General features: G+C 65.0%; 25 protein-coding genes and 1 pseudogene. 16 read left to right on the forward strand and 10 right to left on the reverse strand.

Translation table 11 applies throughout. The features are described 5' to 3' along the window. Nucleotides 1-73: 73 nt before the first annotated feature. Complete coding sequence (locus ACLP9N_RS34255) at nucleotides 74-2,083, reverse strand: glycoside hydrolase family 172 protein (RefSeq protein ID WP_442411569.1); 2,010 nt, start codon at nucleotides 2,081-2,083, stop codon at nucleotides 74-76. Nucleotides 2,084-2,485: 402 nt separating this feature from the next. Here ACLP9N_RS34255 and ACLP9N_RS34260 point away from each other — a divergent pair, with 402 nt between their 5' ends. Further along, complete coding sequence (locus ACLP9N_RS34260; protein ID WP_442411549.1) at nucleotides 2,486-3,736, forward strand: MFS transporter; 1,251 nt, start codon at nucleotides 2,486-2,488, stop codon at nucleotides 3,734-3,736. Between the two features lie 14 nt (nucleotides 3,737-3,750). Here the strand turns inward: ACLP9N_RS34260 and ACLP9N_RS34265 are convergent, their stop codons facing one another. From ACLP9N_RS34265 to hrpA, 3 genes are all read right to left on the reverse strand, one after another. Next, the gene (locus ACLP9N_RS34265; protein WP_442411550.1) at nucleotides 3,751-4,059 is read right to left on the reverse strand and encodes a WhiB family transcriptional regulator; all 309 of its coding nucleotides are present in this window, start codon (nucleotides 4,057-4,059) and stop codon (nucleotides 3,751-3,753) included. A 366-nt stretch (nucleotides 4,060-4,425) separates the two neighbouring features. After that, nucleotides 4,426-4,773 carry a WhiB family transcriptional regulator gene (locus tag ACLP9N_RS34270; protein ID WP_442411570.1) on the reverse strand — a complete coding sequence of 116 codons (348 nt, stop codon included), beginning with the start codon at nucleotides 4,771-4,773 and terminating at the stop codon, nucleotides 4,426-4,428. A 236-nt stretch (nucleotides 4,774-5,009) separates the two neighbouring features. Next, nucleotides 5,010-8,954, reverse strand: coding sequence for an ATP-dependent RNA helicase HrpA (gene hrpA / locus ACLP9N_RS34275; protein WP_442411551.1), 3,945 nt, complete (start codon nucleotides 8,952-8,954; stop codon nucleotides 5,010-5,012). Nucleotides 8,955-9,057: 103 nt separating this feature from the next. Here hrpA and ACLP9N_RS34280 point away from each other — a divergent pair. Continuing rightward, nucleotides 9,058-9,348, forward strand: a pseudogene (locus ACLP9N_RS34280) (diguanylate cyclase domain-containing protein); the annotation flags it as partial. An 89-nt stretch (nucleotides 9,349-9,437) separates the two neighbouring features. On the opposite strand, the gene zwf reads toward ACLP9N_RS34280, so the two are convergent. Both zwf and ACLP9N_RS34290 read right to left on the reverse strand, forming a co-directional pair. Next, entirely contained in the window at nucleotides 9,438-10,937 is a 1,500-nt protein-coding gene (gene zwf / locus ACLP9N_RS34285; protein WP_442411552.1) for a glucose-6-phosphate dehydrogenase, read from the reverse strand. Between the two features lie 91 nt (nucleotides 10,938-11,028). After that, a complete protein-coding gene (locus ACLP9N_RS34290; RefSeq protein WP_442411553.1) occupies nucleotides 11,029-11,841 on the reverse strand; it encodes an LLM class F420-dependent oxidoreductase in 813 nt (270 codons plus the stop codon). 187 nt (nucleotides 11,842-12,028) lie between these two features. Here ACLP9N_RS34290 and ACLP9N_RS34295 point away from each other — a divergent pair, with 187 nt between their 5' ends. Then, nucleotides 12,029-12,304 (forward strand): hypothetical protein, encoded by a 276-nt coding sequence (locus tag ACLP9N_RS34295; RefSeq protein WP_442411554.1) that lies wholly within the window; start codon nucleotides 12,029-12,031, stop codon nucleotides 12,302-12,304. Between the two features lie 56 nt (nucleotides 12,305-12,360). Here ACLP9N_RS34295 and ACLP9N_RS34300 read toward each other — a convergent pair whose 3' ends face one another. Then, nucleotides 12,361-13,869, reverse strand: coding sequence for a PecA family PE domain-processing aspartic protease (locus tag ACLP9N_RS34300; protein ID WP_442411555.1), 1,509 nt, complete (start codon nucleotides 13,867-13,869; stop codon nucleotides 12,361-12,363). A 148-nt stretch (nucleotides 13,870-14,017) separates the two neighbouring features. Here ACLP9N_RS34300 and ACLP9N_RS34305 point away from each other — a divergent pair, with 148 nt between their 5' ends. The 3 genes from ACLP9N_RS34305 to ACLP9N_RS34315 all read left to right on the forward strand — a co-directional run bounded on the left by ACLP9N_RS34305 (nucleotide 14,018) and on the right by ACLP9N_RS34315 (nucleotide 16,055). Then, nucleotides 14,018-14,671: a cutinase family protein gene (locus ACLP9N_RS34305; protein WP_442411556.1), complete on the forward strand. Its 654-nt coding sequence runs from the start codon at nucleotides 14,018-14,020 to the stop codon at nucleotides 14,669-14,671. A gap of 156 nt (nucleotides 14,672-14,827) precedes the next feature. Beyond that, on the forward strand, nucleotides 14,828-15,478 hold the full coding sequence (locus tag ACLP9N_RS34310; RefSeq protein ID WP_442411557.1) for a DUF1345 domain-containing protein: 651 nt from the start codon (nucleotides 14,828-14,830) through the stop codon (nucleotides 15,476-15,478). Nucleotides 15,479-15,506: 28 nt separating this feature from the next. Continuing rightward, nucleotides 15,507-16,055: a thioredoxin family protein gene (locus ACLP9N_RS34315; protein ID WP_442411558.1), complete on the forward strand. Its 549-nt coding sequence runs from the start codon at nucleotides 15,507-15,509 to the stop codon at nucleotides 16,053-16,055. A 25-nt stretch (nucleotides 16,056-16,080) separates the two neighbouring features. Here ACLP9N_RS34315 and ACLP9N_RS34320 read toward each other — a convergent pair whose 3' ends face one another. Next, nucleotides 16,081-16,584, reverse strand: a complete 504-nt coding sequence (locus ACLP9N_RS34320; protein WP_442411571.1) for a MarR family winged helix-turn-helix transcriptional regulator — start codon at nucleotides 16,582-16,584, stop codon at nucleotides 16,081-16,083. 260 nt (nucleotides 16,585-16,844) lie between these two features. On the opposite strand from ACLP9N_RS34320, the gene ACLP9N_RS34325 reads away from it, so the two are divergent. After that, the gene (locus ACLP9N_RS34325; RefSeq protein ID WP_442411559.1) at nucleotides 16,845-17,591 is read left to right on the forward strand and encodes a cutinase family protein; all 747 of its coding nucleotides are present in this window, start codon (nucleotides 16,845-16,847) and stop codon (nucleotides 17,589-17,591) included. A gap of 164 nt (nucleotides 17,592-17,755) precedes the next feature. Next, the gene (locus ACLP9N_RS34330; RefSeq protein ID WP_442411560.1) at nucleotides 17,756-18,739 is read left to right on the forward strand and encodes a D-2-hydroxyacid dehydrogenase family protein; all 984 of its coding nucleotides are present in this window, start codon (nucleotides 17,756-17,758) and stop codon (nucleotides 18,737-18,739) included. Nucleotides 18,740-18,871: 132 nt separating this feature from the next. Here the strand turns inward: ACLP9N_RS34330 and ACLP9N_RS34335 are convergent, their stop codons facing one another. Next, a complete protein-coding gene (locus ACLP9N_RS34335) occupies nucleotides 18,872-19,195 on the reverse strand; it encodes a DUF732 domain-containing protein (RefSeq protein ID WP_442411561.1) in 324 nt (107 codons plus the stop codon). A gap of 863 nt (nucleotides 19,196-20,058) precedes the next feature. Between ACLP9N_RS34335 and ACLP9N_RS34340 the strand changes: the two genes are divergently transcribed. From ACLP9N_RS34340 to ACLP9N_RS34350, 3 genes are all read left to right on the forward strand, one after another. Next, a complete protein-coding gene (locus tag ACLP9N_RS34340; RefSeq protein ID WP_442411562.1) occupies nucleotides 20,059-20,457 on the forward strand; it encodes a PPOX class F420-dependent oxidoreductase in 399 nt (132 codons plus the stop codon). 90 nt (nucleotides 20,458-20,547) lie between these two features. Next, a complete protein-coding gene (locus ACLP9N_RS34345; protein ID WP_442411563.1) occupies nucleotides 20,548-21,255 on the forward strand; it encodes a DUF899 domain-containing protein in 708 nt (235 codons plus the stop codon). Then, the gene (locus ACLP9N_RS34350; protein ID WP_442411564.1) at nucleotides 21,252-21,734 is read left to right on the forward strand and encodes an SRPBCC family protein; all 483 of its coding nucleotides are present in this window, start codon (nucleotides 21,252-21,254) and stop codon (nucleotides 21,732-21,734) included. Before ACLP9N_RS34345 ends, ACLP9N_RS34350 begins: the two co-directional genes overlap by 4 nt. Here the strand turns inward: ACLP9N_RS34350 and ACLP9N_RS34355 are convergent. Then, on the reverse strand, nucleotides 21,718-22,581 hold the full coding sequence (locus ACLP9N_RS34355) for a cyclopropane mycolic acid synthase family methyltransferase (protein WP_442411565.1): 864 nt from the start codon (nucleotides 22,579-22,581) through the stop codon (nucleotides 21,718-21,720). The genes ACLP9N_RS34350 and ACLP9N_RS34355 overlap by 17 nt on opposite strands. 261 nt (nucleotides 22,582-22,842) lie before the next feature. On the opposite strand from ACLP9N_RS34355, the gene ACLP9N_RS34360 reads away from it, so the two are divergent. The 5 genes from ACLP9N_RS34360 to ACLP9N_RS34380 form a co-directional block, all read left to right on the forward strand. Then, the gene (locus tag ACLP9N_RS34360; protein WP_442411566.1) at nucleotides 22,843-24,117 is read left to right on the forward strand and encodes a L,D-transpeptidase; all 1,275 of its coding nucleotides are present in this window, start codon (nucleotides 22,843-22,845) and stop codon (nucleotides 24,115-24,117) included. Between the two features lie 29 nt (nucleotides 24,118-24,146). After that, entirely contained in the window at nucleotides 24,147-24,371 is a 225-nt protein-coding gene (locus ACLP9N_RS34365) for a hypothetical protein (RefSeq protein WP_442411567.1), read from the forward strand. A 52-nt stretch (nucleotides 24,372-24,423) separates the two neighbouring features. Then, the gene (locus ACLP9N_RS34370; protein ID WP_442411568.1) at nucleotides 24,424-24,708 is read left to right on the forward strand and encodes a hypothetical protein; all 285 of its coding nucleotides are present in this window, start codon (nucleotides 24,424-24,426) and stop codon (nucleotides 24,706-24,708) included. A gap of 64 nt (nucleotides 24,709-24,772) precedes the next feature. Then, nucleotides 24,773-25,213 (forward strand): Fur family transcriptional regulator, encoded by a 441-nt coding sequence (locus ACLP9N_RS34375; protein ID WP_442411572.1) that lies wholly within the window; start codon nucleotides 24,773-24,775, stop codon nucleotides 25,211-25,213. A 22-nt stretch (nucleotides 25,214-25,235) separates the two neighbouring features. Continuing rightward, nucleotides 25,236-25,979, forward strand: a 744-nt coding sequence (locus ACLP9N_RS34380; protein ID WP_442411573.1) for a peroxidase family protein, incomplete at its 3' end; no start/stop codon positions are given.

The following is a 25,979-nucleotide window of genomic DNA, read 5'->3' on the forward strand; positions in this document are numbered from 1 at the left end:
GGTGTGCGGTCTGACCCTGCGCCAACCTGCCGGCCACCTACTCCCCTCGCCCTGATTTGGGTTTGTCATGGTGCTACGCCCCCGTCAATGCCTCTATGCGGTAGCGGCTGGCGGTCCAGGATGGAGAGTCGGGGACAGGTGTGAGCGTGACCGTAATGAGGGCTTTGCCCGCAGTAAGGGAGTCAGGTACGAGATAGCTGTCATCAAGCCAGCGATGTGAGGCGTTGCTGCGTGGTTGTAACCAAATCCCGGCAGGTATGCCGTCGATGGCGACGTCAGCCGATTGATAGCCGGTTGCCTGGTCCGACGTGCGGTGCAGCAGGACCCCGCGGTTGTCCGGGGGGATCTGGACGTGGAATGTGATCGCCGCCTGGCTGGCGTGGGCAACCAAACCAACGATCGTGCGGGTGTCGTCACTCCCCTCGTATTCGCTGACCAACACGTGGTTCGCGGCTGCGGTGTCGGTATACCCGTGCAGGAGTCGATTCACCGGATCGGTGGGGTTGACTTCGTCGCTGGTTGTACTGGTGTCGTCCGGTTGGGTGTAGAGGAATGCGGTTGAGCTGTAATCGGGTTGGACCATGTTGCGTTTGCCGTGCTCAATGCCGAATCGAAGCGCGGAGTGGTATCCGATGGCGTCGGCGAGCATGAGTCGGTAGACCGCGACGCAGTAGTCTGCACATCCGCCGCTGGCCGTGCGTTGATCCGGTTGGCCGGTGAGCGGGTCGCTATAGCGGGTGCCGTCCTTGAAGTACCAGCCGCCCTCGTAGAAGTCCTCGGTGCCGGTGCCGTACCACTGGGGTGAAGCGGAACCGTCCGTGTAGACACGTTCGGCTCCTTCGAGAAAGTACGGGGCGTCGTCGCTGAACGACGTTTTGATCCGAGCACCCCTGATGGTGTGGCTGACGCCGACGAATTTGCCGTGGCCAGGTTCATCGGCGAACAACCAGTCCTGACCCACCGTCGTCGGTCCGCTGTGCGAGCGTGCGGTGAAGTAGCCGGCACGGCCGCTGGCCAGCGCGGATGCCCACTGGGCATCGGGCGCCGTCACGACGTCGGCGTCGATCCCGGCTACGGGATCGCCGGTCGTGTTGACGAGGGTGATGCGGGCCGTGCGGGCGAAAGGCATCGGCCACCACTCGGACAACGACAATGACCCGCCGGGTTGTGGGCTCGCGGCGAACATCAGCGATCGCACGGTGTCGGCGCCCAGTCCGGCGCCGAAGAATTCCCCGAGTGGGGAGTCGACCAGCGTGCGGCCGTCGAACTCGATCTGGAGCCGCACCCCGGTCAGGAGTCGATCCGTCGGTTCCGCCAGCTGCAGGCGCAGCGCCGAGATGGTCGCGGGCCCGGTCGATTCCGCGATCGTCAGCCCGGCGCCGGCGGGGAGTTCGACGACTCGACTGTCGTGCGTTGCCGTGGGGGCCGCCGGTTTGGGGTCGATGGTGCCCGCGGCACGGAGGCTGGCGAGCACGTCGAGCGCGGGGTCGGCGGGCGAGAAAGTGCTGACGCCATCGGCCGTCGAAAACCGGCGATAGTCGACGTGGTAGTACTGCAAACTCGACGCGACGCTGATCCGCATCGATTGCCGATACGGCATGGGTACTTTGATGTAGACGCCCCCCGGCGACTGTGCGGCGTTGGCCACAAGTGGCCACTCGAATGGCGCACCCAGCCCACCGTCGACCAACGATTGCAAGGGCGCTTCTATCACCGTCCGCCCATCCAGGTCGATGCGGATCGCTCCCATCCGGCTCACATCGCCGCCATCGCGGGTGAACCAGATCGAATCAACCTCGCCGGCACCGCGATCCTCGGCGATGACACAGCCGACGCCACCGGACGCCAGACATCCGCCGCTGCCGTTTTGGTTACCGGTGGAAAGGTCGAGATCACCGCCGCTCCGGTCGAAGCTCGACACCTGCAGAGTCTGCGTGTCAGCGCTCAGATAAGGCAATCGATCCAGATGCCGGTAGCTGTCCCAGCCCACCAACCGCTCGCCGAGCCCAGGGATGGCGGGCTCGGCACGCGTTCTGCCCGCGGCCGCAACACTCGTAATCCCCAGCACCAGCAACGCGAACAGCACGTTCACTAATGCTTTGCGAATCAACTGCGGCTGGTTACCAGTAGCGGCGGACGCCCTTGCGCGGCAGCGTATTCCGCGTGTCGCTCGGCTCTGCCGTCCACGATTCGTCAGTGCTCGTCGTCGCCGCGGGGGAATCTCGGGCCTTCCTCTCGCAGTTGTAAGGAGAGCCGTTGAGCAATTCCGGCCCGATGCCATGTTAATTGAGGTGTCGTTCGGATACTATCTATTTGATTCCTGTTGCAGCGCAACCGATCTGCGCGAGCTGGCGCGCTCAGGCAAGACTAATGCGCCTCCGAATGACTTGATGAGGGCTCGGATGGGAATAACTGCTTGGGCGGCATCGTCTATCCAACGGAGCTCGTAGCGGTGTCTATCACAAAGATCCTGGAGAGGAAGTCAGTGACCTGGTTGAATGTGGCGACAGGCCGGCCGCCATCGGCACTGATCACCACGGATGGGCGCCACCAGCGCGGCGCGCCGGGTGCCAACCGGGCCCTATTCGCCGGAGTGCTGGCCGTTCTGTTGGCAACAGGATGGGCCGCCAATCATTTCGCGGGGTTGCTCCCCGCGATCCGCGATCACCAACACCCGGGCGCGTCCACGCTTGACGCGGTGTTTGGCATCTACGCGGTGGGCCTACTGCCCGGGCTGCTGATCGGCGGGCGCGCATCGGACGCGTTGGGGCGTCAGTCAGTGGCGTGGGCAGGCTCGACGGCCGCTTTGCTGGGGACGGTGGCGATGTTGGTCTCGCAGCACTCCGCCGTGTTGCTGGTAGGCCGCGTGATCGTCGGGGTGGGAGTCGGTCTTGCGATCAGCTCTTGCACCGCATGGGCTTCCGATCTGAAAGGTCCGGCCGGGGCGGCCGTCGCCGGAGCCGTCTTGACCGCCGGTTTCGCCATTGGCCCGTTCGCTTCGGGTCTGATCGCCTCGGCCGGGCAATCCGGGATCCGGGTGTCGTTCGCGATCGCAGCCGTCATTGTGGTGTTGGCGACTGTTGCTGCTGTTCTGGTTGCGCAGCGCGCGGCTGTGACCGCGTCGGCAACAGCGCCCAGACCGGAGTGGTCAGTGACCTCAATGCCATTGCGTCAGGGCAGTGCGTGGGCGCTGAGCTGGGCAATGCCGTTGGCGCCGTGGGTGTTCGCCTCGGCGACACTTGCTTTCGTCACGATCCCCAGCCGGGTACACACCGGGTTCGCGGCCCCCATGGTCGCCGGGATAGCCACGCTCATCGCCAACGGCGTCAGCGCGCTTACGCAAATCGTCGCCCGCGCACGTCGCTGGGGGCCGCGAGCCGGCACCGTCGGCGCACAATTGGCGGCGCTCGGCTATGCGGTCATCGCGATGGCACCGCCGACGATGACGCTCGGGCTGGGCTTGTCGATGCTGGTGATTTTGGGGTGCGCGTCCGGCTTGCTGCTGCGCGAGGGCTTGATCGACTTGGAAGCCGCGGCGCCGGAACGGGTGCGCGGCGCCCTCACGGGAGCTTTCTATACCGTGTCTTACGTCGGCTTCGGCCTGCCGCTGTTACTGAGTACGGTCGGGTCGGCGAGAGACTCGGCGATCATTCTTGCTGTGATGGCGGTGCTGGCGTCGGCGACGGCGGCCAGTCGAGCAGTGCGGTTGCGACGAGATAGCCACCGCCAGAACTGATTTCGATGGCGCACCTATCCGGCGGAGCGGGGTTCGCGCTTGTTGAGGAAGTCGGCCCACGACACGACCTCGGGGTGCTCCTTGAGCAGTGCCCTGCGCTGCCTCTCGGTCATACCGCCCCAGATGCCGTACTCGACCTGGTTGTCGAGCGCGTCGGCCGCGCACTCTCGCATGACCGGGCAGTGGCGGCAGATAACCACCGCCCTGCGCTGGGCGGCCCCCCGCACAAAGAGTTCGTCGGGATCGGCAGTTGTACACAGTGCTTTCGCGACCCAAGCACGCTCCCCTTCGGTCACCACGGGCAGATTGCTGCTCAGAGCCATAAGGTTCAGTTGTTGCGCGGAAGGCCGTGTTTCTGACAACGGGGTGTTCCCTTCATACCGGCCGCACGCTGCGACGGCCGCCCTGTCGAGAAGAAACTGCCACTGGCTGCGAACGGCTGACGGTGATGACCGGCATGGATAGCCCTCCGAGCTGGCAAATGACAAATCGGCTATATCGTCACTGCCGGCGCGGGCGCCCAGTAGCGTAGTCGGCTACCCGACTTTGCCCCGTTCAGTACAGGGCCGCAGTTGTTCACCAGCCCGTGGTGTTGCCCCCGCGACCGCTCGTTGTGCTTCTGACGGCCGTGAGCCGGTATCGCCCGAGTGCCGTAACAGAAAAGTATTGCGGAAGGGCGCTGCTAGGGGCTATCCGATCGAGCGGGTGTTGCGCTTTTCGAGGAACTCCGCCCACGACACGACCTCGGGGTGCTCCTTGAGCAGCGACCTGCGCTGCCGCTCGGTCAAGCCGCCCCAGACGCCGTACTCGACGTGGTTGTCGAGCGCGTCGGCCGCGCATTGCTGCATGACAGGGCAGTGCCGGCAGATAACCGCGGCCTGGCGTTGCGCGGCCCCCCGTACGAAGAGTTCGTCGGGGTCGGCGCTTCTGCACAGGGCTTTTGAGACCCACGTGCGGTCGCCCTCGGCTACTGCGCGCAGAGTGCTGTTTACCGGTACGAGGTTCAGTCGTCGCGCGGCCGGTCGTGGTTCTGACAACGAAGTGTTCCCTTCATCCCGGCCCACGAGCTGCGGCCGCTCCCCTTTGGCGAAGACCGTGCTGGGGTCTGCCGCCACGCCGTGCTCCCTGAATGGTGTGATGCAGATCTCCCGTGTGCCTAAGGTAGCCGTTGGGTACCAATTGCGCAACGGTTTTTGGCACGCACGTACCTGATATTTCGGCGATGACGCGGCCCTGGCGGCCTGAACGGAAGCCAGCGACAGATAGGGCCAGGTCAGAAACGGTCGTGCACGGCGTCGATCGCGCGGTAAATCCGCTGCTCACTGACCGGACGGGGGGTGCCGAGCTGCTGGGCCCACAGGCTCACCCGCAGCTCCTCGATCTGCCAGGCGATGTCGCGGACGTCGGCGGCTCTCCCCCGCGCCGGCGGCAGCGCGTGCACCAGTTCGTCGTAGGCGTCCTGCACGGCCTGCACTCGCTGCATCCGTTCCCGGTCAGCCCCGATCGCGTGAGGCAGCCGCTCGAGGCGGCGGCGGATCGCAGTCAGGTAGCGGGTGAGGTCGGCCAGACGCGCACGTCCGGTGACGGTGACGAACCCGGGCTGCATGAGCCGGTCCAGCTGGGCGCTGACATCGGCCATCGCGTCCCTCTGCGCTGGTGGCGGCTGGTCGGGCAGCAAAAGTTGCACTTCCTGCGCGGCGGACAAGACCATCTGCACGCGGCCCACGATGTCGACCGTCGTCGACACGAGATCCTCCGCCACCCGATCGCGCAGCGCGGCGAACTCGGCGCGCGTCCACGCCGGCCCAGACACCAGCGCGTCCGCCGCCGCGTCGGCACAGTCGTCGAGCAACGCGGACACGGAGCCGTCCGGGTTCGCGCCGAGCGCCAGGCGTGTCCGCAGATCCAGCTGCCGCTCAACCGCTTTGACGGGCGAGGCGACGCTCAGCCGCACCAGCCGTCGCGTGCCTGGGCCCATCGCACCTTCCTGCTCGACCGGCGTGGCAAACACGCGCAGGTCCACCGCGGTTCCCGCGTCGACGAAGGCGGGAAAGCCCCGCACGCTACGTCCATTGATCGCGCGCTCGACCACGCGCGGCAGTTCGTGCAGGGCGTCGGGCCAGGTGCGCAGTCCGGTCCGCTCCAGCTCGGCGGCGACCGCGTCGGCCACCGCGCGCCGAGCCTGTGCCGCCAGCCGCTCCTGCAGCGCGACGAGGTCCTTGCCTCGGGCGATCTCGGTGTCGTCGGCGGATTCGACGGCGAATGTCACCCGCAGATGCGCCGGCAGCGCGTCGAGGTCGAAGGCGTCGGTGGGCACCAGAACCCCAGTGCGACGGCGCAATTCGCGCTGCAACGCGTCCAGCAGCGGCTCTGTTGCCGGGTCGATCGCGGCCAGCACCGCGCGGGCGGTGTCAGGGGCGGGAACGAAGTTGCGCCGCAAGTCTTTTGGCAGCGAGCGGATGAGAGCGGTAACCAGCTCCTCGCGCAGCGCCGGCACCTGCCAGGCGAACTCGTCGCCACCCAACCGCGCGAGGGCGTCAACCGGCACGTGCACCGTGACGCCGTCGTTGGCAGCGCCCGGCTGGAATCGGTAGGTCAGCGGCAGCGCGACATCGCCCGTTTCCCAGGTGTCTGGCCGATCGGCGTCCGCGGTGCCGGCAGTCTTGCTGGCGCGCAGCAGATCGTCGCGGCTGAAGGTCAACAGATCGGGTGTCCGGTGCCGCTGCTTTTTCCACCACGCGTCGAAGTGCCGCGCGGAGACGACATCGGCGGGGATGCGGGCGTCGTAGAGAGCGTAGATGTCATGGTCGCCGACCAGCAGGTCACGGCGGCGGACCCGCTCCTCCAGGTCCTCGAGTTCCGTGCGCAGCACCGCGTTGTCGCGAAAGAAGTGATGGCGGGTCTGCCAGTCGCCCTCCACGAGCGCGTGCCGGATGAACAATTCCCGCGCTACCGCCGGCTCGACCGCGGCGTATCCGACGCGTCGGGCCGCCACCAGTGGCAGGCCGTACAACGTCACCCGCTCGTGGGCCATCACCTCGCCGCGTTGGGCGTCCCAGTGCGGTTCGCTGTAGGTGCGTTGCACGAGGTCGCCCGCGACCCGCTCGACGACCTCCGGCCCGGTGCGCGCGGCGGTCCGCCCGTAAAGGCGGCTGGTCTCGACCAGCTCCGCAACGACGACCCAGCGCGGCGGCCGCTTGCTGAGCACCGAGCCGGGCGCCAGGACGAATCGCGAGTTCCGCGCGCCCAGATAGTCGCGCGAATCCTCACGTCGCATCCCCACGTGCGACAGCAGCCCGGCGAGCAGCGCCGCGTGCACCCGGGCCGGGTCGGCCGGCTCGCCAGACTCATTGATGCCTTCAACAATGCCTAAGTCGCGGGCGATGCTGCGTAGCTGCCCGACGAGGTCCTGCCACTCGCGGATGCGCAGAAAGTGCAAAAATTCATTCCGACACATCCGTCGAAACGCGCTGCTAGATAAGCTCTTTCGCTGTCCGCGCAGATATCGCCAGAGGTTCAGGTAGGACATGAAGTCGGAGTTCTCGTCGGCGAAACGGGCATGCTTCTGGCGCGCGGCCTCCTCGCGGTCGGCGGGCCTTTCCCGCGGGTCGGGGATCGACAGCGCCGCGGCCAGCACCAGCACCTCCCGCACACACCCCTCGGTCTCGGCCTGCAGAATCATCCGGCCCAGCCTCGGGTCGACCGGCAGGCGCGCGAGCCGACGGCCGAGGTCGGTGATCGCGCCCTGCTGGTCGAAGGCGCCGAGCTCCTGCAGCAGCTGCACGCCGTCGCGGATACTGCGTCGGTCCGGCGGGTCGAGGAACGGGAAGTTCTCGACCTCGCCCAGCTGCAGCGCCGCCATCTGCAGAATCACCGCGGCGAGGTTGGTCCGCAATATTTCGGGATCGGTGTAGCGCGGGCGGGCGGCGAAGTCGTCCTCGGAATAGAGGCGGATGCACACACCGGGCGCGATCCGGCCGGACCGGCCGGCCCGCTGGGCAGCAGAGGCCTGCGAGACCGGTTCGATCGGCACCCGCTGCACCTTCAAGCGCCGGCTGTAGCGCGAAATGCGGGCGTTGCCTGGGTCGACGACGTAGCGGATCGCTGGCACGGTCAGCGACGTCTCGGCGACATTGGTCGCCAGCACGACGCGGCGCCCGGTGTGGGGTGCGAACACCTTCTGCTGCTCGGCGGTCGGCAGCCGCGCGTAGAGCGGAAGCACCTCCGTGTGCTTGAGTCCGCCCTCCGAACCCACCAAAGCCTCTGCGGTGTCGCGGATCTCGCGCTCACCGGACAGGAACACCAGGACGTCCCCCGGCGGTTCGGCCTCGAGTTCGTGGATCGCGTCGACGATCGCCTCGATTTCGTCGCGGATCTCGGTGCGGACGATTTCGTGGTCGGGGTCGTCGGGATCGTCTTGGGGGCCGACCGAAACAGCGACTTCCAGTGGCCGGTAACGGATGTCCACCGGGTACGTCCGCCCCGACACCTCGATAATCGGCGCGCCGCCGAAATGCGCCGCGAAGCGTTGCGGTTCGATCGTCGCCGATGTGACGATCACCTTCAGCTCGGGGCGACGCGGCAACAGCTCACGTAGGTACCCGAGCAGGAAGTCGACGTTGAGGCTGCGTTCGTGGGCCTCGTCGAGGATCAGCGTGTCGTAGCGCAGCAGGCGGCGGTCGCGCTGGATCTCGGCGAGCAGGATGCCGTCGGTCATCAGCTTGACCAGGGTACGGTCGCTGACCTGGTCGGTGAACCGCACGGTGTAGCCGACCGCGTCGCCGAGGGGGCTGACCAGTTCTTCGGCGATGCGCTGCGCGACAGTGCGGGCAGCCAGCCGCCGGGGCTGGGTGTGCCCGATGGTTCCGCGGATGCCGCGGCCGATGTCGAGGCAGATCTTAGGCAGCTGGGTGGTCTTTCCCGACCCGGTTTCGCCGGCGACGACGACCACCTGGTGCGCCCGAAGCGCGTCGGCGATTTCCTGGCGCCGCTCGCTGACCGGCAAATCGGGGTAGGTGATCGTCGGGACGGCGGCCTGCCGGGTGGCAACGAGTGCTTCGGCCTTTGCGATCTGGTTGGCGAGCTGTTGCAGCTTCTCTGGCCCCGAGCCGCGGAGGTTCTTCAGGCGCCTGCCAAAGTGTGCGGCATCGCGGATGGTCAGGCCGTCCAGGCGTCTGCGCAACGCCTTCTCAGACGTTGAGCTGGGGGGTTCGGCCATTCCGCCCACAATAGGTGTCCGCGACGGGCTCTCGCTCTGACCCGCGGCCACGGCTCGCAGGATCCAGAGAAACGAATACGCGAGGCCGACTTCCATCAGTTACGCGAAATGCTGGCGCGAATTGACGCCCGCGAACGCCGTCCTGGCCAGGCTCGGCGGTGACGAGTTCGCGGTGTGCATCGCTGAGCGGACGGGCTCGACGCCGACCTCGGCGAAGCTCTTCGTCGCCGGCGTCCGGCTGCACACCCCGGGGACGAGCATCGGGACGGCCGTCCACAGCGGTGACGCTGCCGACGTCGCCGCGTTATACGCGAGCGCGGACGCCAGTCTCTACGCTGCCAAGCGAGAGAGATTTCCGGATGTCCGAGACCCCGATCTGCGCCACGCGCGCTAGAACCTCCGCCGGATTTCTTTACTGCCCAACACCTTATGGTTGCATTGGTCGCTCAGGCACACAGCGGGTCGAACATGATCGACGCCGGCCTAGCCGTTGGCTTCGCGCCACCCCCGCTCGAACGGCAACCGCCACGCATTGGGCGCGATCAACTGATGAATGGCGTTGGGGCCCCACGTGCCGGGCGGGTAACTCTTCGCCGACGGCGGGTCATCCAGCAGTTGTTCCGAACGCTCCCACAGCGATTCGATGCCCTCAGCGGTAGTGAATAGCGTGTGATCGCCGCGCATCGCGTCGAGGATGAGCCGTTCATAGGCCTCCAGCACGTCGGCGGAGGAGGAGATCTCCTGCGTGGAGAACTGCATGGACAACTTGTCGAGCTTCATACCGGGACCGGGCCGCTTGCCATAAAAGGACAGCGACACCTTCGAGTTGTCGGCGAGGTCGAACGTGAGGTGGTCCGGGCCCTGGGTCCCTACCCCGGATCCCGGCGGGAACATGCTTCGTGGCGCCTCTTTGAACGCGATCGAAATGATGCGGATTCCCTCGGCCATCTTCTTGCCGGTGCGCAGATAGATCGGCACGCCGGCCCAGCGCCAGTTGTCTATGCCGACCGTGAGCGCGATGAACGTCTCGGTGTCGGAATCTTTTGCGACTCCGGACTCTTCGCGGTACCCGCTGTACTGGCCGCGCACCACATTGGAAATTTTGATCGGCAGCATCGACCGGAATACCTTGTTCTTCTCCTCACTGATGGCATACGGCTCAAGCGCCGTTGGCGGCTCCATCACCACGAACGCCATCACCTGGAACAGGTGGGTCACCACCATGTCCTTGTAGGCACCGGTGCTTTCGTAGAAGTTGGCCCGCTCATCCAGGCCGAGGGTTTCGGGAATGTCGATCTGGATGTGGTCGATGAAGTTGCGGTTCCAGATCGGCTCGAACAAACCATTGGCAAAGCGGAACGCCAGGATGTTCTGGGCCGCCTCCTTGCCCAAGAAGTGGTCGATGCGGAAGATTTGGGATTCATCGAACGTCTCGTGCACGAAATCGTTGAGCGCCACCGCGCTGGCCAAGTCGGTGCCGAACGGCTTCTCCATCACCACCCTGGAGCGTTCGACAAGGTAGGCCTCGCGCAGCAACTTGATGACGTCGCGCGCCGCTCTGGGAGGGACCGACAAGTAATGCAGTCGCCGCGTGTTCGGTCCGAGGGCGATTTCGGCTTCGGCGACCGCGGCGGCCAGCGATGCGGGTCCAGCGCTCTGCGGGACGTACCTGATTATTTTTGCGAAGTCGGCCCACTGTTCGTCCGTGAGCTTATGGGTGCCGAACGAGTCGATCGCGGCCTTGGCGATGTCTCGGAACTCGTCATCGGTGAGGTCTTCCAGTGAGGTCGCGATGATTTGGATATCGGGCGCGAGCGCGGACTGATCCAAGTAGGCCAGGCCGGGGATCAGCTTGCGTTTGGCCAGATCCCCCGTCGCGCCGAACAGGACGATGACATGGGGGTCGAGCGGGTCGTAGTCGTGGCGGCGCGGACGCGAGCCCGGCGCCGGGTAAGAGATCGTTTGAGGTTTTTTGTTGGCCACTCTCTGATACTTCCACCGGCTCGCTGTGTTTGCAGCGCTGATGCCTCGGCGTTCACGGAAACGCCACTTGTCGGGGTGAACCTCATGGTGTCTATCGGTCGCGCCAGGCAAGCATCGTCTCAAGTTCGGAGAAGCCGTAACCATTGCTGTCAGGATGGATTTCGGTGGTGAACAGGGAGACGCCCTCGTCGGCAAAGACGTCGGCGGTCTTGGCGTCAGTCCACGCCATCGCGCGTTCGATGCCGGCTTCGTCGCGTCCGGCGTCAGCGGCAAGCCGCTTGAGCAGTTCGTTCTTGCGACGAAATTCCTCGATAGGTTCAAAGCTGTGCCAGATGTCGGCGTACCGAGCGGCCGCGGGAAGGGTGCGCTTCTCCCCGCCGCCCCCGATGAGAATCGGGATGTGACGCACCGGGCCGGGAGTCAAGTGGTTGAGCCGGTGTTCGATGCGTGCCAAGCCTTCCTCGAACTGGTCCATCCTCGATTTCGTGGTGCCGTAGTCGTATCCGTAGACCATGAAGTCTTTTGGATACCAGCCTGCCCCCAGCCCGAGGATGAGTCGTCCTCCGCTGATGTGGTCGACAGTTCGTGCCATATCCGCGACGAGGTCGGGGTTGCGGTACGGGATGCCGGTGACGAGTAGTCCGATCTCGGCGCGGGTGGTGATCTCACCCCAGGACGCCAGCGCGGTCCATCCTTCGAAATTGTTGACATCCGGTTGTTCGTCATCGAGCTGCGGGCTGCCGTCGACGATCTCGACGAACGGTTTGTGAAAGTGGTCGTAACCGAAGACGGCGTCAGCACCGAGTTCTTCGGCGTGCAGCACCGCTTGGCGCCACGTTCGGTAGTCCGGCGTTCCTCCCGGCCACAGCTGAACGCCTATCCTCACCCGGTTGGAGTCGGTCATCGTTTGCCTTGCCTTTCATTGGATTTCGTGTCGTGGCACGACGGCCTTGCCTGGTTACCTACGTTGGAACTGAAGAAAAATGCAGTTCCTTCCCGACGGCAAGTACCTACTTTCTTGTCACTGCCCCTGCCGCCATGGAGTAGGCGTCAGCGCTCGGCGGCGTATCGGACAGCGCAGAATAGCGGCCATGAACGGAATTGACGTATCGCTCTTCTGTCCGGCGCAACATCACGTCGGCAATCTCGTGAAGAACGCAACCCAGATCGGCTATCGCTCGCGAGGTGGACAGCAGCTAGCGGCGTGGCCACCACACCAGACGGACATGTGGTGGGAAGTCTCGTGCCCCGACGGCTGCCCCGGCGCTTTCGGCGGTGCCGTCGATCCAATCCGACAAGAGGTAGACCGGCTGGCAGCTGATCCCAACCGGACGACTGCCCACTACACCCTCAAGCGCGTGGGCTAAGACGCGAGACGTCGAGACGTCCTCGCGCCCGGTTGCCCGGCTACGACAGGGACATCTCAGGTCGGCAGGTAATCAAAGACTGTCGTCCCGGTACCGTTGGGGCTGTACGAGATGTACACCGGTCCCTGCGAGAACGGCTCAAACCCGGTGTTCATCGAGTCTCCCGACGTAGTAGTAACCGTCGGAGTGTTCGTCGCGGTCGTCGTGTACTGGTACAGCTCCGTACCGCCGCTGTAGACCTTGATGAGTGTCCCCGGCGGCAGGGATCCGACGGATGTCGGAAGGGTCCCGTACACGCCGCCGGAGTCGATATACGAGCCGGGAACATCTACCTGCGGCGCGCCACCGACCGATACCTGCAGGTCGCCGACTGGCGCTCCGGTAACCGAGCCCGCGCCGGGTGGCGGAATTATCGGGTTGGGACCGAACTGCAGGTAGCCCTGCGGTTCGTTGATGAGAACACCCTGATTGAGGGTGCTCGGCAATCCCGTGACCGGTGAGCTGGGGCCCGGGCCTCCCGCGTTCACCCCGATACCCATGATGCCGGCGGCACCGTTGCCGTTGGCAAAGCTGCCAAAAGATGTCGGCAATCCGAGGAGGACGACGTCGACGGGGGTCGAGGAGACGATGCCGTTTCCGAAGTTCACCGTCGTGTCGAACGTGGCGTAGAAGTACGTCAGCCCCCCGCTGTACGCGCCCGTACCGAATCCGGTGGGGAGGCCGAGGTTGAACAGCCCGATGTCTCTGAGGGGGATAACCAGACCAGTGGATCCGGTGTCCACCAACACGGGCACACTCGGTCCGCCGTTCACGGAGATGTCCACCACCGGCTCGGTGGTCTGATACATCTGCATCGACACCCCGCCGGTCCCCAGGCTGGCCCCGGTTTGCCCGCCGGCCCCGTAGTTGCCGAACAGCCGGCCGGGGAGGCCTCCGGCCCCACCAGCTGCGTTGGTTCCGCCGTGCCCACCGTTCCCGCCACTGCCGATCAGCGTCCCACCGCCACCACCGGCCCCACCAGCCGCACCGGTTCCGCCGGCACCACCGGCGCCACCGTTGCCGATCAGCCCGGCGTCACCACCGTTGCCGCCGGCGTGGCCGGGCCCACCCGAGCCGCCGTTGCCACCGTTGCCGAGAATCCACCCGCCGTCCCCTCCGGACTTTCCGGTGCCGGCGGCTCCGTTGGCGCCGTTGCCCACCAGCGGGCGGCCCGTCAGGCTCTCCCACGGCGAAAACCACTGCGTCTGCGACGCTGCCTGCCCTGCGGCCTGCAGCGGCGAGGCGTTCGTGGCCTCCGCGGCCGCATACGTGCCTCCCGCCCCGCTCAAGGCCTGCACGAACTGGGCATGAAACTCACTGGCCTGGGCGCTGATCGCCTGGAACGCCTCGCTGTGCCCGGAAAACAGCGAGGCCACCGCCGCCGACACCTCATCAGCGCCGGCGGCAAGCAGCCCAGTCGTCGGACCAGCTGCCGCGGCATGCGCCGCATTCAGCTCCGCGCCGATGCTCTTCAAATCCGCCGCTGCCGACGCCAAAAACTCGGGAGCCACGACCAGAATTGACACGCCGCCCCCTCAATCACCGATTTATGTGCCGCGTACAGAGTATCCAGATCCTGTCTCAGCATCTTGGTTTTGGCCACTTGACGCTGCTCCCCGCCCCGCCAGCGCTGCCGCCGCACAGCCCTTGGTGGCAGTATGTCAGCATTTGGAGATGAGTTCACGCAGCTTTGCTCGCTTCCTGGGGGTCTCGGTTGTGACGGCGTGGGCGCTGCTGATCGCGCCCATCGGCAGTCCCGCCGCTACTGCTGACCCATGCTCCGACATTGCGGTGGTTTTCGCGCGCGGCACCCATCAGGAACCCGGCCTCGGCAATATTGGACAGGCATTCGTCGACTCGCTGACCTCCCAGGTTGGCGGGCGGTCCGTCGATGTCTACGCCGTTAACTACCCGGCGAACGACGACTACCACAACAGCGCGTACGCCGGAGCCAATGACGCGAGTGCCCATATTCAAGGCACCGTCGCCAGCTGCCCGAACACGAAGATCGTGCTCGGTGGGTATTCGCAGGGCTCGACGGTGATCGATTTGGCCACGACGCAGATGCCACCCTCGGCGGCTGACCATGTCGCCGCCGTTGCCCTGTTCGGCGAGCCGTCCAGCGGATTCTCGACCATGTTGTGGGGCGGCCAGCCGCTGCCGACGATCAACCCGTTGTACAGCGGCAAGACCCTCAGCTTGTGTGCTCCTGACGACCCAATCTGCTCCGGGGGCGGGAACATCATTGCGCACGTTTCCTACATTGAGGCCGGGATGACAAACCAGGCCGCGACGTTCGCGGCCAACAAGCTCAATCAGGGGCGTTGACGCGCATAGCGGCACGCGCCGAGGTCGACAAATAAGGCGCATCGGTCAGATCTGTCAAAGGCCTCCGACAAAGCTGGCGGGCATTCTGCCCACCTCGAGCGACAAATGCCGAGCCCCTCGGTGCGCGCGGCGCGCGCCGGTGCTTAGGTCGGCATTGTGAAATCCGTCGTTGAGTTGTTCCGCGACACGGTCGCGGTTCGGATATCGGTCAGCGTGGCACTCGGAGTCACCGTCGCTGTCGCGGTGGGCAACACAGTTGGTTGGCGATTCGCGCTCGTCGGTTGGATCACTGCCGCCGGCGTGTATGTCGCGTGGACGCGGTTCATCCTGCGCGGCATGGATGCCGAGCAAACCCGTAAGTGGGCGACACGGGAAGATCCCACCCGGTGGGTTGCCGACGTGGTCGTGCTGTCGGCGAGTGTCGCGAGCCTGGGCGGGGTCGGCTATGTGGTGGCCGCCGGGTCGCACTCGGGCGCCGCAGCCCTAGCAGCCGCCGTCGTCGGCGTCCTGACCGTCGCGGCGTCCTGGTTCGCCGTGCACACGCTGTTCACCCTGCACTACGCGCGGCTCTACTATTCGGGCGAACCGGGGGGAATCAACTTCCACGACCCGGAGCCGCCGCGCTTCCGCGACTTCGCCTACGTCGCGTTCACCGTCGGCATGACCTTCCAGGTGGCAGACACCGAGATCTGTTTGGCATCGATCAGGGCGACGGTGTTGCGCCACGCGCTGCTCTCCTACCTGCTCGGCGCCGTTGTGCTGGCCGTCACGATCAATTTGATCGCGGGGCTGGGCTCCAAACTCTGACCGACTCGCGCCAGTTAGTCTGGCGGGCATGGCCATTGAGTCCACCATGCTCGCCCTCGGCACCCCCGCCCCGCACTTCGCACTCCCCGAGCCAGCCACCGGCAAAACGATCAGCGTCGACGAGCTCACGGGTCCCGCACTCGTCGTCACGTTCATCTGCAACCACTGCCCCTACGTCCAGCACGTCGCCGCCGGGCTGGCCGCGCTCGGTCGGGACCTCGCCGACCAGAGCGTCGCGCTGGTCGGCATCTCCAGCAATGACGTTGTCACCTACCCGCAGGACGGACCCGATCAGATGGTCGCCGAGGCCCGCCGCCACGGCTGGACGTTCCCGTACCTCTACGACGAGACGCAGGACGTCGCCCGCGCCTTCTGCGCGGCCTGCACCCCCGACACGTTCGTCTTCGACGGCGAGCGTCGACTCGTCTACCGCGGCCAGCTCGACGACTCCCGGCCGCGCAACGACCTACCGGTGACGGGCGCTGACGTCCGGGCGGCGGTCGACGCGGTGCTCGCTGGTCGGGCGGTCGACCCCGACCAGCGGCCGTCGATCGGGTGCGGGATCAAGTGGCGCTGAGCGGGGCGAACTCGTTGGCGAGAGATCACCAACCGCCGGGCCAGATCAGCGACACCGCGTCATAGGCGGGTTCCCCAGCCGCAGTGGCGAACTGATCGAACGCTGTGGCAAGGAGTTCACGATCGCTGGGTGCCATACCGCGCAACACCTTGGTGATGGCCCTGCGCCGATGTCTGACCACCTTGGTAACCAGCCCCCGCCCGGCGGCGGTCAGGCTCAACGTGATGTTTCGCCGGTCAGTCGGCGATTCTCGGCGGTCAAGCCAACCGGCCTTGATCAGGCGATCACAGATGCGGCTGGCATTCGACGGGTTGACATCGAGACCGGCGGCCACCGCCGCGAGGTTTAGCGGGCCTCGTGTATCCACCATGACCAGCACCCGACATTGCGGCACGGTCACGTTGTCGACCACCGAGGCTATGGAAGCGGCGGCGATGCCCACTAATGCCCGCGATGCGCGCGACACAGCGTCGATCTGGTCGGCCGAGGGTCCTACGGTGTCGGCCCCACGACGTTGTGCAGCGGTCATTACGAAATCATCGCTCAGGGCTCGCCGCGACTGTTGGTCGGGAGAGGTATTCATAGCAAATCCTTTGCTCACAGCTCCTCGCGGATCCCGCCACGCACCCAGCCGGCTCGCGAACCACGTTCGGGCCGTAGCGCATTGGTTCCTACGCCAGCCTGCTGCAGCCTGTAAATTTTGGATGAACGAGTGCTCCCCGGCAATGGTTATCGAACCTCCGTCGGAAATCGTGGTTTGCGATGCGCGGTCGTGGGCACTTATGCGGCATGATCGCACTTCACATCAGTCGTTTGCTTGGTTCCGCAACCCTTGCAGCATCGGGCATTGGCGCTGCCGTCCTCTCCGTTCCCGCTCTCACCTCCGCATCCGCCCAGCCGTGCCCCGACGTCGAGGTGGCGTTCGCCCGCGGTACCGGTGAGCCGCCTGGCGTTGGCCCCACCGGCCAGGCATTCGTCGACTCCCTGCGCGCGCGCACTGGCGGGAAATCGGTCGACGTATATCCGGTCAACTACCCCGCCAGCAACGAGTGGTCCACTGGCCTCGACGGCATCAAAGACGCGGGCGCTCATGTCGTTTCCGAGGCGGCGAGCTGCCCCCAGACCAAGATGGTGCTCGGCGGTTATTCTCAGGGCGCGGCCGTCATGGGCTTCGTCACCTCGGCGGCAGTACCAGATGGGGTCGATCCTGCGACCGTACCCAAACCGCTGTCGCCCGACGTGGCCAACCACGTTGCCGCTGTCGTCCTCTTCGGCACGCCAAATGTCCGGGCGATGAACTTCCTCGGGCAGCCGCCCATCGCCATTGGCCCGACCTATCAGGCCAAGACCATCAAGGTATGCGCCCCCGAGGATCCGGTTTGCTCTGACGGGGTGAATTTCGCCGCGCACGACACCTATGCTGACGACGCCAGCATCGTTGACCAGGGAGCCGCTTTCGCCGCCAGCCAGCTCGGCGCAGGTCCCAGTGGGCCCGTGACCATGGTGCGGGCACCTCACGGCGGCTTTGGAAACTGACGTAACGGCTGCACCGGTCGTCCTGCGGCGGACTTGCCGTCGCCTCCGCTTGGCGTTACGTCATCGGCTCGGCGGGCTGCATTCTGCCCACGCGTAGGTTCGACACCGTCGACCATCAGGATGGGGAGACGGCACGTCAACCAACGATGCGATAGGGAATGCGCATGCCCCAGGTAGCGATACTCGACGACTATGTCGGAGTGGCCCTCGACCTCGCCGACTGGTCGCCAGTGCAGACCCGAGCCGAAATCACCGTCTTCGACCGGCACCTCTCCGAGGAGGAGGCCGCAGACGCACTAAGGCCGTTCGATGTTCTTTGCACCCTGCGCGAGCGTATGGCGCTACCGCGCACCCTCATCGAGCGGCTGCCGAACCTCAAACTGATCACCATCGTTGGCAAGAGCCTGCCGAACCTGGACATGGCCGCGGCCACCGAGAAAGGTGTCCTAGTCGCCCACTCCGACTTCGCCAATCCGAGATTCAGCTCCGTGCGCGACGCCACTCCAGAATTCGCCTGGGGTTTGATGATCGCGACGGTGCGCAATCTCGCCGAAGAGCACCTGCGCATGCGTGCCGGCGGGTGGCAGGCCAGCACCGGTATGACGTTGTCGGGCAAAACGCTCGGACTTCTCGGTCTCGGCAGGATCGGCAAGCGCATGGCCGAATACGCGAAAGTCTTTGGCATGCAAGTCATTGCGTGGAGCCAGAATCTCACCGAGGAGGCCGCGGCGGCGGTCGGCGTACGCCGAGTCGAGAAAGCCGCGCTGTTCGAAGAGTCCGATGTGGTCTCCATCCACCTGGTGCTCTCGGAGCGCACCCGTTCTCTGGTCGCCGAACCCGAGCTGGCCCTGATGAAGCCACACGCCTACTTGATCAATACCTCCAGAGGCCCGATCGTCGATGAGGCCGCTCTGATCGCTGCGCTCAGGACAAGGCGCATCGCCGGAGCCGGGCTCGACGTCTACGACAGCGAACCACTTCCGTCCGATCATCCGTTGCGGCTTCTCCCGAATGTGACGTTGTCTCCCCACCTGGGGTACGTCACCCGCGAAATGCTTAGTGCGTTCTACTCCGACACCGTCAGGGCTGTGGCAGCCTGGCTGAACGGGACACCCATTCGGATCGCCAACGCTGAGGCATGGGACTAGGTCAACAGCGGCGAACTCCTCAAGGCGAGGGGCCGGTCAGCGCAGAGACTGTGAGCGGCGCGAGCTAACGCCCGCGCCGCTCACGCAGTCCCTTAACCGCCCCCGCGGAATGCGGCGACGGCCAGAAATCGATTAACCCGGGCAGTAGACGGATTCCGCGGCACTCACCATTCCTGTGATGTCCGCGAACGAGTACCCTTTCGAACTCAACTGGCCGTGGAGATCCGCAGCGATCGCGTCCGGCGTTTTACCGGCCAGGCGGTCGGAGCAGATGCTGTGCCCCATCCCGATGATGTCGGAGTCCGATCCCGTCTGCCAGCTAAAGCCGAGGTTGCGCAGCTTTGAAAGGTACGCGTCGTCATTGGCGTCGGCGGAGGCAATCGCGGTGCCAGTGGTTAAGGCGGCGCCAATGATCGCCGGGATAACTAGTCTGGTGAGCCAGCGACGTGAAGACATTTAATGCCCTTTCTTTATGTTGGCGGCTACGCCGTCATTATGAAGCGTCGGAGCACTGCAAATCTGAAAAACAGACGAAGCTGGGAAGAACCTGTGAACGACTGAAAGTGGCGCCTATGTTTCAGCCCTGGCGAACACGTTGCAGCCGATGATCTGTCTGCGGGCAAACTGATGACGGCAAGGACCGCGCTTCCGCTCCATTGATTCCTAACGCCGAGGGGACGTGAACCGCCTCACCGTAGGAAGGTTCGATTTCAAGCTAGTTGCGCCGGCGTCAACGATGTGGTGCAACGTTGCGAACGTACGACGCCGGCTCCCTCGGACCTCAGGCGCAGCTCAACCGGTCCGTGGGGGCCGTTTCACGACGGTGCGATCGAATAGAGCCAACTCGAATATGCTGTGGCACAACATGATACAGCGACCAGGCTCAGACCAGGCTGCGCCTTGGGGCCCGGTCCGTAGGTCAAGATCAGCGCCGACCGGTCACCAGGCTGCACGATTCGATCAACTCTGGCTCGTATGTGGCGGTGCCGCACTCGCATTCCCAGCTGATGTGGGCACCGCAGGAACACGGGATGGTGGCGACGATCATGTGCCCCGGCAGCAGCCAGTGACCACGCCCACAGCGTCGAGGCGGGCTGTCTTTCCATCGCCTGGGCGAGCAGTGCGCCTGATCGCCGGCATGAACACTCACGCACACCACATTTCCATCGGCTCCATCGCCAAATCCAGTGTGGTGCGCGAATCGTTACTCTTTGTTGCCCCTCGTTGACCATGTCGTTGTCTCGGATGCGCCAGCAGGATCGGCGGCTGTTGACTATTGTGGACTGGACTCGCCCGGACCCGAACGGAGCGAAGCAGCCGTGACTAGCGATCCAACGACCGCCCTTGGCCAGCAGCGTTTCGTGTCGCTGACCACGTTCAAACGCAACGGAGAGGGCGTCGCAACGCCCATGTGGATCGGCCGCGACGCCGCTGACCTTTTCGTGTGGACACCGGCGGACAGTTGGAAAGTCAAACGGGTCCGCAACAATCCACGCGTCCTGTTGGCGCCCAGCAGCCGCTTCGGCAAGGTCCGCGACGGCGTTTTGGCTACCGAGGGCGCCGCGCAGGTGGTCACCGATCCAGTGACGGTGGAACGGCTCCGGGATGTGATCCGCAGAAAATACGGCCTCGGATATCGCCTGGTGACCCTGGTCGAAACGATCGCGACGCGTGGACGCAAGCCGCGGGTCATCCTGCGGATCACATTGTCGTACTGAGCCGCTAGCGGGCTCCAGCGATGAATCCTGGGCGCACCACAGGTCATACCTTTGAGACGCCACAAATCGGAGAGAAAAGGGGTGGATCCTATGTCCTCTGAACCTGATGCACTACCGCCAATCGTCGACAACCAGACCTGGCGCTCCGAGCTCGACGAACTGCGCAAGCGCGAGAAGGCCGCCACCCGCGAACTCGATGAGATCGCCGCCCAACGGCGCCGTCTGTCGATGGTCGAGTTGCCGGACTACACCCTGAACGGCGCCGACGGGCCTATCCGTCTCGCCGATGTGTTCGAAGGCCGCTCGCAGCTCATCGTCTACCACCACATGTGGTCGGACGGCGCGGAGTGGCAGTGCGGCGGGTGCACCGGCTTCACGTCGCAGTTCACCCGACTGGAGTTCCTCGACAACTACGACGCACGTTTCGTCATCGTCACCAACGGACCGATCGACGAGGCCTTGGCCTACAAGCGGAAGGTCGGCAACCGGATGGAGTGGTACTCCTCATCGGGGAGCCCCTTCGGCGCCGACATGGACGCACCGCCCGGCGGGGGCTTCGCGGTCAATGTTTTCCTGCGCGACGGTGACACCGTCTATCGCACCTGGCACACGAACGGGCGAGGCACCGAGCAGCTCAGCCACTCGTTCGCGCTGATCGATATCCTGCCTTGGGGCCGGCAGGAGGAATGGCTCGATTCGCCCGAGGGTTGGCCCTCGCGTCCCACATACTCAGGCTGGCTGGACTCCCCCGATATCGCCAGCGCCTACGGGCCCGGCGAGAGTAAAGGACAACTATGACCGCGACCGCCGAACGCTACGTCGTCACCCGCACCATCGCCGCCACCCCGGCGGAGATCTTCGCCTTCCTGGCCGACCCGTCGCACCATCAGGACACCGAGCCCGGCGACTGGGTCCGCGAGTCGGTGGACAACGCGCCGGTCACAGGCACGGGGCAGATGTTCGCGATGAACATGTTCCTCGAGCAGGCCGGCGGTGACTACGTCACCCACAACCTGGTGAATGTGTATGAAAAGGACCGTGCCATCGGATGGATACCGGGCCAACTCGACGACGCCGGCCAGCACTCCCCCGGTGGCTGGTTTTGGCGCTACGACCTCGCTCCCAACGGGGACCGCACCGACGTCACCCTCACCTACGACTGGAGCGGCACCCCACAGAGCTTCCGTGACCGGGTCGGCGGGATGCCGTTGTTCCCGGAGGACTACCTGGCCGCCTCGCTGGCCACGTTGGAGCGCACCGTCACTTCTGCAGAGTGAACTGGTTGACGTCGACGTGGCCGGAGCGGAATAAGCCGGCGCAGCCGGTCAGGTATTTCATGTACCGCTCGTAGACCTCTTGGGACTGGAGCTCGATGGCTTCGGCCTCGTGGGCCTGCAGGGCGTGCGCCCAGATGTCGAGGGTCCTCGCGTAATGCTTCTGCAACGACTGGCGGCGGGTCAGCGTGAAACCTGCCACCGCCGAGTGCTCCTGCACCATGTCGATCGACGGCAACCGGCCGCCCGGAAAGATCTCGGTGACGATGAACTTGGCGAAGCGGGCCAGCTCGATCGAGACGGGCAGGCGCAGGTCACTTACCTGTTCTGCGGTCAGCCCGGTGATGGTGTGCAACAGCATCACGCCCTCAGCGGGCAGGATCTTGTTGGCCAACCCGAAAAATTCGCCGTAGCGATCGTGGCCAAAGTGCTCGAACGCGCCGATGGACACAATCCGGTCGACGGGCTCCGTGAACTCTTCCCAGCCCTGCAGCAGCACCCTCCTGCTGCGCGCGGTATCCATCCCGTCGAACAAGCTCTGCACGTGGGCGGCCTGGTTCTTGGACAACGTCAGGCCGATGACGTTGACGTCATACTTCTCGATCGCGCGGCGCATGGTCGCTCCCCAACCGCAGCCGATGTCGAGCAACGTCATGCCGGGCCGCAGGCCCAGCTTGCCCAGCGCCAAATCGATCTTGGCGATCTGGGCCTCTTCCAGCGTCATGTCCTCCCGCTCGAAGTACGCGCAACTGTACGTCTGGGTGGGATCGAGGAACAGGCGGAAGAAGTCGTCGGATAGGTCGTAATGTGCCTGGACGTTGGCGAAATGCGGTGTCAGCCTCTGAGCCATGATCGAGTGTGCCTTTCTGGACCCCGAGGCCCACCGCGGGTGGCGTGCAAATGCCCGCAGGGTAACCCGCGCATGCTCAGTCGAAACAAACCGACTTGGTTCGCACCGCTAAGGATCGCCGGATGGTGGCCGCGGGCCGGTGGCCTGGTTTCGGAGCGCACCGGTCGGGCTACTTGATACGCAACTTCACATGCAACATTGCGTTCGCATGGGATGACCTCGAGCCAGCAAGTGAGAGCACGTAGGGATTCGGCATTTTCGATGACGTCCAAGAACAGTGATCAGCTCGTCCGCCGGATACCCGGCATCAGCGGGCGGCGCCGGTTCCTGCTTGCCGTGTTGGTCGTCGTCGGTGTGGCCGGCGCGGTCACGATTGCATCGTTGCCGCGTTGCCCAAACTGCAACGTGCTCGGGGTTCCCTCGAAAATGCTTGGGGCAGAACAGGTGACGATCACACCCGACCCCAACGCGCACGACGTCGACCCGGTCGCGCACGTAGTGGTAAAAGCCAACGCGGGGACGCTGACTGATGTCCGCATGTTCAATGACGGCGGCAAACCAGTCGAGGGCGTGATGACTCCGGATAACACGGTCTGGAAACCCACCGTCCCGCTGGGCTACGGACGGACGTACACGCTAAGAGTCAGCAGCCATGGCCCCAATGGCGTTGACTCGACTCAGGTGTCGTCGTTCTCCACACTGCGGCCGTCCAATCAGACCAGGGTTTCCTTCACCACCACGTCGGAGGCGGCACTGAAAGACGGCGGCACCTACGGCGTCGGAACAGTGGTCGTCGCTCACTTCGATGAGCAGATCGCCAACCGCGCCGCCGCCGAGAAGCAGCTGACGGTGACGACCAACCCCTCGGTGCAGGGTTCTTGGTTCTGGGTCGACGACCAGAACGTCCACTGGCGGCCAGAGCACTACTACACACCGGGTACGACGGTCACCGCCGAGGCCAAGATCTACGGAATCTCCTTGGGGAAAGGCTTATTCGGGCAAGAAGATAGCAAGGTGTCGTTTCGGATCGGCGACGCGCACGTATCCATTGCCGACGATGCCACCAAGTTGGTCAGCGTCTTCGACAACGGAGCCCTGGTCCGTACCATGCCCACCTCCATGGGAATGGGTGGTACGGAAAACGTCGGTGCGCAGAACATATCGTTGTGGACGCCGCCGGGCATCTACACCGTGCTCGACAAGGGCAACCCGGTCGTGATGGACTCCTCGACATTCGGGCTGCCCAAGAATTCACGCCTCGGATATCGCGAGACTATCAATTACGCCACCCGGATCAGCACCGACGGCATCTATCTGCATGAGCTCGACGCGACGGTGTGGGCCCAGGGCCACACCGACACCTCCCACGGATGCCTGAATCTCAACGCCGACAACGCGAAATGGTTCTACGGCTTCTCAGTCCCCGGTGACGTCGTGGAGATCCGCAACAGCGGAGGACCGCCGTTGAAACTGGCGCAGAACGGAGACTGGACGCTCGGTCGGGATCAGTGGCGCAACGGCAGCGCCCTGAAGTGATGGGCCAGCCGGGTATCGGGAGGCATCGGATGGGCGATATGGAATCGAACCGGCGGTCGCTGCTGATGGCAGCAGCCCCACTGCTGCTTGCGGCGGTTGCCGCAGGCGACAAGACAGGCACCATCGGCGACGTGCCGTTGGCGCCGGCACCCAAGACTGGCCCGGATCCCAACGAAACGTTCACACTGCCCTACGAAAAAATGAGTTTTGAGTCATGGGGTAACCTGCCGCCGCACAGCGGCGAAATGCAGTGATTTATGGGGCTCGACGGGGATCCTCAACCAGCCGGGGCCATACCTGGTGATGATGAAATGGAATCCCGGTTGGTTCAGCGCGCCGCATACCTATGCAACCGACCGGATCCAGGTCGTGGTGTTCGGCACCTGGTTTGTCAACAGCGGCAATGATTTTCAGCCGAAAGACGCGGTCCCGGTCGGGCCCGGCGGTTATGTGAAAAGGACCGCGCGTACCCCGCACTACGATGGCGTCCCGGCCAACCGGCGCGACCCGGCGGTGATCGCCATCTTCGGGCTCGGCCCGGTCGACATGCAACTGGTTGATCCGACGCAGCCGTCGTGGCGCCAGGTGTGACAGCGGGCGAACTCGGCTTCGACAAAGTCTTGACTGATTCCAGAAAACGCGCCATATTGGCATGGTGTTCTCAACGGCGGATTACGCGGACCGGCTGCGGATGGCCGATCTGCGCGTGACCCGGCCCAGGGTCGCCGTGTTGGAGGCTGTGGACGCCCATCCACATGCCGACACCGAGACGATCTTCTCGGCGGTGCGGGTTGGCCTGCCCGACGTCTCCCGTCAGGCCGTGTACGACGTACTCAATGCACTGACCACGGCGGGTCTGGTTCGGCGGATCCAGCCGTCGGGGCTGGTTGCGCGCTACGAGGCGCGGGTCGGCGACAACCACCACCACGTCGTGTGTCGGTCCTGCGGGGTCATCGCCGACGTCGACTGTGCGGTGGGCGAGGCGCCGTGCCTGACCCCATCGGACGACGACAACGTTCCGGATGGCTTCGTCCTGGACGAGGCCGAAGTCAACTATTGGGGCCTGTGCCCCGACTGCTCGACTGCAGATTCCTGATCACAGTCGTGATCGCAGCCCAATTCACCCACCCCCCGAAAGGAATGTTGTGTCCTCCGAGACATCCCATAGCACCAGCGAAAGCGAAAGCCCCGCAATCCCCGCGCCCGAGCCGAAGGCGCATCGTCCCCTGACGAATCAGGACTGGTGGCCCAACCAAATCGACGTGTCGAGGCTGCACCCGCGCTCACCCCAGGCCAACCCGCTCGGCGAGGACTTCGACTACGCCACGGAGTTCGCCAAGCTCGACGTCGAGGCGCTCAAGGCGGACATGATCTCGGTGATGACCACCTCGCAGGACTGGTGGCCCGCCGACTACGGCCACTACGGCGGCCTGTTCATCCGGATGAGCTGGCATGCTGCGGGTACCTACCGCATTCACGACGGCCGCGGCGGCGGCGGCCAGGGCGCCCAGCGCTTCGCCCCGATAAACAGCTGGCCGGACAACGTGAGCCTGGACAAAGCTCGCCGGCTGCTGTGGCCGGTCAAGCAAAAGTACGGCAACAAGATCTCCTGGGCGGACTTGATCATCTTCGCCGGTAACTGCGCCCTGGAGTCGATGGGGTTCAGGACCTTCGGCTTCGCCTTCGGTCGCACCGACATCTGGGAGCCCGAAGAGATTCTCTTCGGCGAAGAGGACACCTGGCTGGGCACCGACAAGCGCTACTCCGGTAAGCGGGATCTCGCGCAACCATACGGTGCGACCACCATGGGTCTGATCTATGTGAATCCCGAAGGCCCCGAAGGCAAGCCGGATCCAGTCGCC

Origin of the sequence: Mycobacterium sp. (genome assembly GCF_052144515.1) — a bacterium.
Classification (GTDB): domain Bacteria; phylum Actinomycetota; class Actinomycetes; order Mycobacteriales; family Mycobacteriaceae; genus Mycobacterium.